The sequence below is a fragment of the uncultured Granulicatella sp. genome (assembly GCF_963528315.1).
Lineage (GTDB): Bacteria > Bacillota > Bacilli > Lactobacillales > Aerococcaceae > Granulicatella.
Map to the genome: position 1 here is coordinate 32,774 of NZ_CAURVV010000012.1, position 12,003 is coordinate 44,776.

At 33.5% G+C, this 12,003-nt stretch carries 8 protein-coding genes and 1 pseudogene; 7 read left to right on the forward strand and 2 right to left on the reverse strand.

Translation table 11 applies throughout. The features are described from left to right. Positions 1–60: 60 nt before the first annotated feature. Positions 61–2,545 (forward strand): annotated as a pseudogene (locus RYK07_RS04460) (heavy metal translocating P-type ATPase). Positions 2,546–2,604: 59 nt separating this feature from the next. Here the strand turns inward: RYK07_RS04460 and RYK07_RS04465 are convergent. Beyond that, complete coding sequence (locus tag RYK07_RS04465) at positions 2,605–2,781, reverse strand: hypothetical protein (protein WP_156902298.1); 177 nt, start codon at positions 2,779–2,781, stop codon at positions 2,605–2,607. An 894-nt stretch (positions 2,782–3,675) separates the two neighbouring features. Here RYK07_RS04465 and RYK07_RS04470 point away from each other — a divergent pair. Together RYK07_RS04470 and RYK07_RS04475 are read left to right on the forward strand one after the other, a co-directional pair. Beyond that, complete coding sequence (locus RYK07_RS04470) at positions 3,676–4,992, forward strand: glycosyltransferase family 4 protein (protein ID WP_314852590.1); 1,317 nt, start codon at positions 3,676–3,678, stop codon at positions 4,990–4,992. 181 nt (positions 4,993–5,173) lie between these two features. Next, positions 5,174–8,221 (forward strand): YSIRK-type signal peptide-containing protein, encoded by a 3,048-nt coding sequence (locus tag RYK07_RS04475; protein WP_314852591.1) that lies wholly within the window; start codon positions 5,174–5,176, stop codon positions 8,219–8,221. 94 nt (positions 8,222–8,315) lie between these two features. On the opposite strand, the gene RYK07_RS04480 is transcribed toward RYK07_RS04475, so the two are convergent. Further along, positions 8,316–9,035, reverse strand: a complete 720-nt coding sequence (locus tag RYK07_RS04480; protein ID WP_314076628.1) for a YebC/PmpR family DNA-binding transcriptional regulator — start codon at positions 9,033–9,035, stop codon at positions 8,316–8,318. 143 nt (positions 9,036–9,178) lie between these two features. On the opposite strand from RYK07_RS04480, the gene RYK07_RS04485 reads away from it, so the two are divergent. The 4 genes from RYK07_RS04485 (at position 9,179) to RYK07_RS04500 (ending at position 11,879) form a co-directional block, all read left to right on the forward strand. Next, positions 9,179–9,472 (forward strand): thioredoxin family protein, encoded by a 294-nt coding sequence (locus RYK07_RS04485; RefSeq protein WP_314679638.1) that lies wholly within the window; start codon positions 9,179–9,181, stop codon positions 9,470–9,472. 80 nt (positions 9,473–9,552) lie between these two features. Then, positions 9,553–10,191, forward strand: coding sequence for an NfeD family protein (locus RYK07_RS04490; protein WP_314852592.1), 639 nt, complete (start codon positions 9,553–9,555; stop codon positions 10,189–10,191). 18 nt (positions 10,192–10,209) lie between these two features. After that, positions 10,210–11,214, forward strand: coding sequence for a flotillin-like protein FloA (floA, locus tag RYK07_RS04495; protein ID WP_314679634.1), 1,005 nt, complete (start codon positions 10,210–10,212; stop codon positions 11,212–11,214). A 71-nt stretch (positions 11,215–11,285) separates the two neighbouring features. Beyond that, positions 11,286–11,879 (forward strand): hypothetical protein, encoded by a 594-nt coding sequence (locus RYK07_RS04500; protein WP_314852593.1) that lies wholly within the window; start codon positions 11,286–11,288, stop codon positions 11,877–11,879. Positions 11,880–12,003: the final 124 nt, after the last annotated feature.

Below are 12,003 nucleotides of genomic sequence, written 5' to 3' on the forward strand. Positions count from 1 at the left end.
AAGAGGTATAATCAATTTATGAAGTTTACAAATGTAAATTTAAGAAAGGTGGTTTTTTTAATGATAAAAGAATTTAAAGTAGAAGGATTAAAATGTTCAGGTTGTGCGAAAGCTGTTGCAAATGCAGTGAGTGCTGTTGAAGGTGTTGAGAAAGCAACTGTTAATTTAGAAGCTAAAAAGCTGACTGTAGAATTTCAACAAGATAAAGTAGAAGAACAAAAAATTATAGAAGCTGTATCCAAAGCAGGATATCAAGCTGAATTAGCATAATAGTAAGAAGGTGTTGTTAATCATGAAGAAAGAAGAATTTGCATTAGAAGGATTACAATGTGCTGGTTGTGTTAGTACGGTTGAAAAAGTTGTCCGAGATCTTCCAGGCGTTAAGGAAGCCAATGTGAATTTAGCGACTGAAAAAATGATGGTGCAATTTAATCCAAAGGAAGCAGATGTACAAAAAATTATGGAAACTGTTTCTCTAGCTGGATATCAGGCTATATTGATAAATGATGAAGAAGATGTGTTAGAAAAAACAGCGATTAAAAAAGAAAAACAATTACAATCACTTAAAGTAAGAGCATGGGTATCAGGTGTGTTTGCCATTGTATTACTTTATATTGCGATGGGTGAAATGATTGGACTTCCTCTTCCACAAATCTTACAGCCGATGGAACATCCAATTGTATTTTCTGTAACGCAATTGATTTTAGTAACTCCTATTTTATGGGTGGGTCGTAGTTATTTTGTGAATGGATTTAAGGCATTGATTAGAAAGCATCCGAATATGGATTCATTAGTTGCATTGGGAACGAGTGCTGCCATTTTATATAGTGTATGGAGTACGATTCGTATTTTAGCTGGAGAGTATCATTATGTGATGCATCTCTATGTAGAATCTGCAGCGGTCATTTTAGCTTTTATTACTGTAGGAAAATATTTTGAAACTTTAACAAAAGGAAGAACTTCTCAAGCGATTCAATCATTAGTCGCTTTATCTCCAAAAGTAGCGACAGTTATTCGTGATGGAAAAGAAGTAGAAGTTCCAGTAGAGGAATTACAAATTGGAGAAGTAGTCTTCGTACGACCAGGTGAAAAAATTCCTGTGGATGGGGTTATTATTTCTGGAGAAAGCTTTGTTGATGAATCCATGATTACAGGCGAAAGTGTACCAGTCTTCAAAAAAGAAGGAAGTAAAGTTGTCGGTGCTACGTTGAATACAACTGGTTCATTCCAAGTTGAAGTAAGCCAAGTTGGGAAAGACACAACTTTATCTCAAATTATTCGTTTAGTAGAAGAAGCGCAAGGCTCTAAAGCACCAATTGCTGCCATTGCAGACCGTGTAGCCGGAATTTTTGTTCCAATCGTGATGGGATTATCTCTCTTAGCAGGACTTTATTGGGGATTGATTGGTGGAGAATCTTTTGAATTTGTCGTAACCGTGATGATTTCTGTATTAGTTATTGCTTGTCCATGTGCATTAGGATTAGCAACTCCAACTGCCATTATGGTAGGAACAGGTTTCGGTGCTAAAAGAGGCATTTTAATTAAAAGTAGTGCAGCTTTAGAAGAAGCTGGACATGTAGGAGTTGTATTACTAGATAAAACAGGAACGATTACAAATGGTAAACCTAAAGTGGTCGATATTCAAGTATTCAATGATTATTCAAAAGAAGAAGTGCTAAAAGTAGCAGCTTCTATTGAAAAACATTCTGAACATCCATTAGGGAAAGCTATCGTGGAAGAAGCTGAAAAACAAAAATTTGATGTTTTACCAATTGAACAATTCCAATCTATTTCTGGTATGGGAATTCAAGGGATTGTAGATGGGAAAGAAGTATTACTAGGAAATCATTTATTATTACAAAATCAAGAAATTGCGGTGGATGATTTTAACACAGTGATTGATGAAGTAGCTTCTCAAGGACAAACAGCAATGTTTGTAGCCATTCAAAAACAAGTAGCGGGAATTATTGTAGTTGCAGATACAATTAAAGCAACTAGTAAAGAAGCAATTCAACAAATGAAAGCTTTAGGACTTCAAGTTAGAATGGTAACAGGAGATCATGAAAAAACAGCCAAAGCAATTGCGAATGAAGTTGGAATTGAGACGGTATATAGCCAAGTATTACCAAATGAAAAAGCAAGTGTTGTCCAACAATTGTTAGACGAAGGCTATCAAGTAGCCATGGTTGGAGATGGGATTAATGATGCTCCTGCACTTGCCAAAGCAACAGTCGGAATTGCGATTGGATCTGGAGTAGATGTTGCCATTGAAACAGCCGATATGGTGATGATGCAAGATGATTTAAGATTAGTGGCTAAAACCATTCAATTAAGTAAAATGACAATGATGACGATTAAAGAAAACTTATTCTGGGCATTTATTTATAACGTAATTGGAATTCCAGTAGCAATGGGTGTCTTACATTTCTTTGGAGGTCCATTATTAAGTCCAATGATAGCAGGAGCTGCGATGAGTTTCAGTTCCGTATCAGTTGTGCTAAACGCATTGCGATTGAATCATAAATTATCTAAATTGGAAAAATAAAAAAGATGAAGCGACCCCAAAAAGTTTAATTTTTTGAGGTCGCTTCAATTATTCCTTCATTATTTTATATCCATGTCTTTGTTTCTTGGGAATATAACATTGTAGTAAAAACTAGCAATACAAAATATAACAATTACTGGTTTAAGAAATGGAAATGAATCGAGAATATTGGTAAACCAAACTAATAAGGCTAAAAATATAAAAGTAATACAGATGATTATTTCATAAAATTTCATATCAATTCCTCCTAACATTTATATACCATGCCATCGCCTCTACTAAGTGAAATGACGATGATGACCATTAAGGAAAACTTATCCAAGAATCGCTTCAATATTTCATGGAAACTACAACTAAAATAAATATCAATATTAATACAAATATTAAAAAACTCATTGGATTAAATTCTTGAATTTTCTTTTTATAGACTAATACAATACTTATTGTGACTGAAATCAAACCCATAACAAACACAAATAATGTTACCATTTATAATCACCTCGGGTAGCAAGAAATTGTTGACTGCTAATTCAAATCTAAAGTAACACCATCACAATCTAAGCTGTGATAAGTAACATTTTAAGGTTTATTTTTGATCTTTTTGAACACAAATTTTAAAAAAGCATACAGTAATGCTAGATAAAAACAAATGGTAGATAGATGAACAAATAACAAGAAAAAGTCAGGTAAGAAATAATATATAAGAAGTACTATTGCTACGCCGAAAAAAGCTCCATAAAATAAATAATTACTAAATAAAAACTTACTCATTTTTTTCATCTCCATTCTGATAAGGTGTCTAGTTTTCCTATCTTATCAATATTTTAAACTATCATTTTAGTAAAAAAACAGACTTATCATTCAGAAAAAATTGATGTATAATTAAATTTTGTAAGGGTTTTATTTTTTGTATGACAGTTAGTCTATCTAAGGAAAGCTTTGTCGATGAATGATTATAGGTGAGGTAACAATAAATTATCGAATTTGGAAAAATAAATAGAATAGAAGAATTTGAGGGCTATATGTTAAGTCCTCTTTTTTATGACATCAATTTCATTTTGTTTATGGTAATATATGGGTAATTAAGAGTAATAAAAGTAGATTAGAATCAAAGAAGCGAGGAGTCTTTTATGGTAAAAATGGTTACGATACATCCAGGGATTTGGAAAGAAAATGTTAAAAAATATGGGTTCGAGTCCTCTCAATTATCAAGAAAGAAAATAGCTGAATATTTAGGATGGGGACATCTTTATATTTTAACGCATCCTCAAGTACGACCTGATTGGAAGGCAGGATATGAAAAAATAGGATTTCAACGGGATGAATTAATATCAGTTTCTCATTATCAGTCAGATATTGGACATGATGAATTAAGTGTTCGCCCTTCTGATATTATAGACAAATATCCAAATGGGGAAATGACCGTTATAAATGGCTTTGTAGCAAGTATGGAATTAGAAGAAGAAACATTATATTTTACTTCGGGCTTATTTTTAAAGAAAAATAAAAAAGAGGAATTAGAATGGTATAACCAGGATGGTTCTGTTGCTTTGAGAGCTAGGTATTATAAACCAAAAGAAGAACCGACTCCTATTTATATGATGGAGGATAATTACTTATATTACAAAGATGGAGAATGGCTCACATACGAGGATTTATTGATTCAAGTATTAATGACTCTTACAGATAAGAATGATATTTTGATTCGAGATCAGCATAATATAGTCACACCAAAGTTATGGCGCTTTGTGGAAAATACGAACCGACATTATTTTGAATATATTCATAATAATGTATTGAAAGATCCAGCACATAATTTAAGAAGAAAAACACGATACTTAGTTGCTTCTGAAGTTTTATCAGATATTTTACAAGATTTAGGCTATCATACTTGGTTTATGCCACCAATTTATGCTCCTCAAAATGATTCTGTAGTTACAAAGAGAAGCAATCCTCGTTCGTATTGTTATGCTGGGAATATGAGTCAAGTGAAGAGAGTAGAATGGATTATCGAAGCGTTTAGACTATTGGAAAAAGAAGGTATGAATGTTGAAGTATCTTTATATGGGGGAGATTTGACTCAATTAAAAGAACAGTATGAAAAGTTACCTTCTAATATTCATATTGTTGGATATGTTGATGAAGTACCGTATTGGAAACATGATGGGTATATTTCCACTTCACAAAAAGAATTATTTGCGAATGCTTGTGTCGAAGCAATGAGTTTTGGGTTAATTCCAGTGTTATCTAATGTGGAAATTGCGCATCAATATTATGCTGCTAAAAATTCAGATGTTTGCCTATTTGATTCACCTGAAGAATTAGCAACTATTATTAAACAATTATATGAATTAAAAAATGAAATTACATTGAATAATACGATCGATTTTGTGAAGAAGTATTCAATAGAAGAAGTTTCGGAAAAATATTTATCAATAAATAAATAATGAAATTTATACATAACGCTAAAATAACAGTAATTTTTTAGGAAAAATCCCTTTTTAATGTTAAAAAAATATTTGTGAATAAATTGTACAACTATTTGATAACTAAAAAATAGAATGATATGATTAATGAGATACAATATAAAATTTATATAACAATTTAGAATAGTGAAAAGAGGCTTTTATGAAAAAATTAGTTTCAGATAAAATTCAAAAATATTCATTACGTAAATATAAAGGAATTGGTGTGGCATCAGTTTTATTAGGGATGATGGTTGTTGGAGCTAGTCCGGTATTGGCTGAAGAAACTGTAAATACAGCTAATGAAACTACAGTAACACCTACAAAAGATAGTGTGGAAATGGAAACGTTGAGTAATGGCGCAGGTAGTTATACAATGCCAAAAATGCATGTGTTTAGTGGATTGAGTTACACTGGAGCAGATACGGAAGATGCGTATAAAACAAATCATAGTAGAAATGAAGATAGGGCTAAATATAATTTAGATAGAGTTGAAAAGGAACATATAAAAAAACAAGGAGAAGATACCTTTAAGGATTCAAAAATTTCTTATGTCACAAAAGAAGGTGAAGTTCTAAAAGAAGAATCGGATGTAGAAATCTCTGTTGGTGATAAAAAAACTTCTAGTAGCACAATGAACTATAAAATTCGTGGACTTTTTGGGAAACGTTATGAAGGAAATGTAGCAGATTTAAATAATGATGTTTTAACTAAAATCAAAGAAGCTGATAAAGTTTTAGATAAGGATGGAAAAAAATATCATAAGATTGATACAGAAGTAGATAAACATGAGGGGACTACTAAGGAAACAACTTTCAATGATATTACAGTACATGCAAATCCTGGCAACTTGCATAATGAAGATGGAAGTATTCGTTATAATAATATTAAAGAAGGTAGTCGGATTTGGTTAGTTTCTGAAACTGATGAAGGAAAATATGGGAAGTATGTTCTTGCTACTAAACCAACTACAGCAAATGATTCTTGGGTTGTTGAAACATTTAAACAAGGCGAAAATAATGCTAAAGATTTTACAAAAGAAAATATAACAACTGATGGAGGAATTAAAAAAGGAGATACTATATTAGTTGTTGAAAAAAATGAGGTAGCATTAAAAGACTCTGTTTCTACAGCAACCGAACAAGCAGCTTATACAGTAGGGACAGTTTTTAATGAAAAACAATTAGAAGAGGGGTTAAACAATCTTTTAGATGAGAGATTAAGAGATTTAAAAGACGAAGATGTCACTAACCCTAAAAAAGAAAAGACATGGGAAGAAATCTATAAGGTTACATTATTAAATAAAGATGCAGTAGATAATAAGAATCGTCCTACTTATTCTGTACATCAGGAGTTTAATGGTTATATAAGAGAAAATGGGAAATTTGTAGAATATCATGATGTGACAGAATATATCACTAAGTTAAAAGAAATGTTTGGCGAAAAAGAAATTACAGTAGGATGGAAAAATTCTCGAGATAAAGTAGAACCAAAATTTGTTGGAAATATTGAAGAATTTAAAGAGACTGCTAACTACGAGAGTGAAAAAGCAACTGTCACGAAGTTTAAAGAGGCTCATAAAGCAATTCAGTATGTAGACCAAGTTCCGACAAATGCAACTTTTGTAAAAAATGTGTTTGAAGTAAATGTGGATTTTAAATTAGGAGATAAGAGTACAGATTATTATTATCCTAGTGAAGATGATGATGCTAATCAACCAGAAAAAACGTATTTAGCTTATAGATTTGGCTATTTTGGTACGAAATATAATGATGAAGTTACTAGATACCAATATGGATTAGGTCAATTATATAAAGAATATGAAAAAGATGGAGTTCGATATAGAATTAACGCCCCTACTAAATATGATGAACATGCGTCAGTTACTGCTCCTATTTATAGTGAAATCCATTATTACAATTTATATCAACCAACCCGTGCCTACCATGTTAGTGATCAACTAACTAATGTTAAAAACATTTATGCAAAAGAAGAAACAGAAACGACTGAAAATAAAGGTAGTGTTATTGTTAAGTATGAATTAGCGGATGGAACTTCTATTAAAGAAACTGCAGATGTTGTTAAAGACGCAGTGATATCATCTACAGAAGCTAAATACTATCTAGATAAGGACAATAATAAAGTAGTAGTAGGAACACCAACATCAACTAATAAAGATGTTTCATATGATGCTACAAAGGTAAAACTACAAGAAATAACCAAAGATGGTAAAAAATATAAACTAGTAGGACTGAAAGAGGGTTCTCCTATAGAAAAAGGAAACGTAGTAGCGGGAAATACTGAAATTACCTATGTCTATACACTAGCTTCTGGTGGAAATGTGTTTGCAAAATATATGTTAGAAGGAACAACTACCGAACTAGCAGAAGGGAAAGTCTTAAAACAAGATGCTTCTATCGGGGATGAATATACGTCTGTTGCTCCTAAAGCGGGAACACTGCTTCAAAAAGATGGTAAGTCTTATTTCTACAAAGGGCATCGTACTACTTCAGCACATGAAACGGGAACAGTTGATGAAAATGAAAAAACAGTTATTTATGACTTTGTGGAATACTTTAGTGAAAAAGGTGAACCAGAAGTACAACCAGCATTACCAGAAGGAGTTGTAAGCGAAAAAGGCGAGCCAGAAGTACAACCAGCGTTACCAGAAGGAGTCGTGAGTGAAAAAGGCGAACCAGAAGTACAACCAGCATTACCAGAAGGAGTCGTGAGTGAAAAAGGCGAACCAGAAGTACAACCAGCATTACCAGAAGGAGTCGTGAGTGAAAAAGGTGAACCAGAAGTAAGACCAGCGTTGCCAGAAGGAGTTGTAAGTGAAAAAGGCGAACCAGAAGTAAGACCAGCGTTACCAGAAGGAGTTGTAAGTGAGAAGGGCGAACCAGAAGTAAGGCCAGCATTACCAGAAGGTATTGTGAGTGAGAAAGGCGAACCAGAAGTACAACCAATATTACCAGAAAGAGTTGTAACATCACCTACTACTTCTTCAACAGAGATTTCTGAACGTACAGAGAAAGACTCTGAAGAAACATTAGTTTCTCAAAAAGAAACGCCACAAAATAATAACGAAGAAATCCGTTCAAATGAATTACCAAAAACAGGACAAGCAGAATTGCTTCCAACGTGGTTAGGATTCCTAGGCTTAATAGGTGGAGTTTTCGTCAGAAGAATAGAGAAAAAACAACAAAGATAATTTTTAAATGATGTCTAACTAATCAAAAAAGTCTGTCTCAGGAGAAACTCTCCTAGGACAGACTTTTGTTCTATTCTGAAAAAATCAGCAATGATTAGTCTTCTAAGTTTACATTGTGGTAAACTTTTTGAACATCTTCATTATCTTCTAAAGCGTTAATCATACGTTCGAATAAACGTAAGTCATCACCTGTTAATGTTACTTCTGATTGAGGAATCATTTCGATTTCAGATACTGTGAATTCTGTAATTCCTAATCCTTCTAATGCAGTGCGAACTGTGTTGAAGTCGTTTGGTTCAGCATAAACGATTGCTTGGTCGTCTTCTTGTACAACGTCACGAACGTCTACTTCTGCTTCCATTAATTGTTCTAATAATTCGTCTGCATCTTTGTTTGCAATACCGAAGATTGCTGTATGGTCAAATAAATAAGTAACAGAACCTGGTGCACCCATGTTTCCGCCGTTTTTGCTATAAGCAGCACGAACGTCTGCAGCAGTACGGTTTACGTTGTTTGTTAATGCATCTACGATAATCATAGAACCGTTAGGACCGAATCCTTCATAACGTAATTCTTGGTAATCGCCATCGCCGCCACCTTTAGCTTTTTCAATTGCACGTTCGATAATATGACGAGGTACATTATAAGTTTTAGCACGGTCAATTACGAATTTTAATTTTTGGTTAGAATGTGGATCTGGTTCACCTTGTTTTGCTGCTACATAGATCTCAATTCCGAATTTTGCATAAATTTTACTGTTGTTAGCATCGAGTTTAGTTTTCTTTTCTACGATGTTAGCCCATTTACGTCCCATTTTCTCACTCACTTTCTAAAAATATCTATAAGACATTCTTCATTATACAGATGGAAGCTAGGTTTGTTAAGTATTTTCTATTCAGAAATGCATTTTACAAGAAAATTTTTCTAAAAATGTTACACTATAGGGGAGGTGAGTTTATGAAAAATATTAAAGTAATCTATTTAGGAAGCGAAACTTGTGGTGTTTGTCATGCATTACAGCCACGAGTCGAGGAAGTCACAGAGCAAGAAGGAGTAGCGTTAGAAATCATTAATGTCACGCAGCATCCTGAAGTGGCAAGTCAGTATCAAGTGTTAACAGTTCCCGTTGCGATTGTGTTTGTAGGAGAAAAAGAATTTGCTCGTCAAGCGAGATTTATTGATATAGATTTGTTTGAAAAACAACTACAACAAGCAAAAGAATTTGCACAAATGGAAGACTATTCATCGTAATTTCAGAAATGGTTTTCATCCTTTAAATTTAAGCATTTCATAAGAATTATTTGGTTGTATTTAAAAAGAAAAGTGCTATAATGATGGCAACGAATGGGGGTGGTCTTTTGTATGTAGACTTATTATTACTGTTTGTAGCTGTCATGGGTGTTTTTATTTCTTTGTTCTCCAAATGGAACCTACTCGGTAGCGTTATAACAGTAATAAGTTTTGCAACCTACATTTTCCTTCATCCATACTGGAATTTCTTCGTTATCATCCTATTTGTATTTGGTTTCCTATTTTTAGGATTTGAAGTATTAATTCCAGGAATTGGTGCTTTAGGAGTGTTAGGAACAGTATTAGTCATAGGGGGGATGTACTGGGCAAACCAGGCTGTCATGGATTTAGTCGTTTTAATCTTAATGTCACTATTGTTGGCAATAGTCTTATTAGTTTTATTGGTAAAAAGAGGAAATCATTTTTCTCATAAGAAAGGATTAGTCTTACTTTCTTCTTTGAACAAATCAAAAGGCTATTCAACCTCAAAAGTATATGACGATTTATTCAATCAAACAGGGAAAACATTGACGGTGTTACGTCCAAGTGGAAAGGCTGAACTAAATGGCGAAATCGTTGATGTTGTCAGTACGGGATTTGTCATTCCAGAAGATACAATGATACAAGTTGTCAAAGTAGAAGGAAGTAAAATTGTCGTACAAGCATTGGAGAACAAATAATCAGTAGGAGGGAGTAACATGTTAGAAAAAGGGTTATTGAATAATCCAGCTGGAGTCATTGGACTCATTGTGATACTATTTCTAATTTTAACAGTAGTGATGTTATTTTTTAGATTTGTACCAATTGGATTATGGATTACAGCGTATTTTTCTGATGTAAAAATTGGAGTAGGCACATTAGTAGGGATGAGATTACGTCGAGTAGCTCCTCAATATATTGTGCGTCCAATGATTAAAGCAACAAAAGCAGGGCTAAAAATTGATATTAATGAATTAGAAGCCCATTATTTAGCAGGTGGGAATGTCAATGTAGTGATTGACGCATTAATTGCAGCTCAACGTGCGAATATTGACTTAGAATTTGAACAAGCGGCTGCTATTGATTTAGCAGGTAGAAATGTATTTGAAGCCGTTCAAGTGTCTGTTAATCCAAAAGTTATTGAAACTCCGGTTATTGCAGGGGTTGCGATGGACGGGATTGAAGTTCAAGCAAAAGCAAAAGTAACCGTACGTGCCAATATTGAACGATTAGTTGGGGGTGCTGGCGAAGAAACGATTATTGCTCGTGTTGGTGAAGGGATTGTTACCACAGTTGGTTCAGCAGCTCACCATAAATTAGTTTTAGAAAATCCTGATTCTATTTCCCAAACGATTTTGAGAAAAGGATTGGATGCAGGTACAGCATATGAAATTCTATCCATTGATATCGCAGATGTTGATGTCGGTAGAAATATTGGAGCAAAATTACAAGCAGAACAAGCAGAAGCAGATAAGAAAATTGCACAAGCTAAAGCTGAAGAACGTCGTTCTCTTGCCGTAGCGCAAGAACAAGAAATGTTAGCAGAAGTACAACGGATGCGTGCAAAAGTTGTAGAAGCTGAATCGCAAATTCCATTAGCAATGGCAGAAGCTCTTCGTAATGGAAAGCTTGGAGTCATGGACTATTATCAATTGAAAAATATTCAATCAGATACAGATATGAGAGAAGCGATTAGCAAATCTTCTGTTGAGAGTGAATCATGAATATAGTACTCTTTCTCTTGTATATATTGATCCTTGTGATTATGTCTGTTGCTAGTTTTATTAATTTAAAAATGAAAAGTAAAGAGCATGGATTTGACCAACTGCACGATTGGTTTAATCATTCTTTTTCGGATAAACCAGCGCCTTCTAAACCTCATCATCCCAAAAATCAAAAAGTGGTAGATGTTGTAGTAGAAGAGATGCCAGAAACAAAAGCAACATTATCCCATACAGAGAAAATGAGACAACAATTTTTAAAGATGGTACAAGTGTTTCAACAATTTTCACCAGAGGACTATTCTTTATCCGTATTTGATAAGGAACTCATTCAAAGAGTGTCGATTATTTCTCCAGAAGAAATTGATACGATGAGAAGAAGTGCCATTTTAATTCATACTGAAAAATTAAAACGATTATACTTAAATAATCCGAATTTACCAGAAGAATTATTAGAATCTCTTCGAGCTTTTGTAGAAGAAATGGAAGCCATCCAATTACAGGAAGAAGAAGTTCAACATATGGGCTCAAAAGGCGATTTAGTCGTTGAAACCGTCAAAAGTGCAACAAATTATACAAAGAAAAACCGAGTCTTGAAACATCACTTACAATGGAAAAAAGCAATTGTCGCAAGTGAAGTGTTATCAAAACCAAAAAGCTTAAGATAGAAAATAATGCAAGAAGGCTAGGTAGAAATACTTAGCCTTTTTATTTTGTGTTAAAATATGCCTATTAGAGAGGTGAATATCATGTTAGAACAAGAAATGATTTCTCAGTTAAAAATAAAACAAG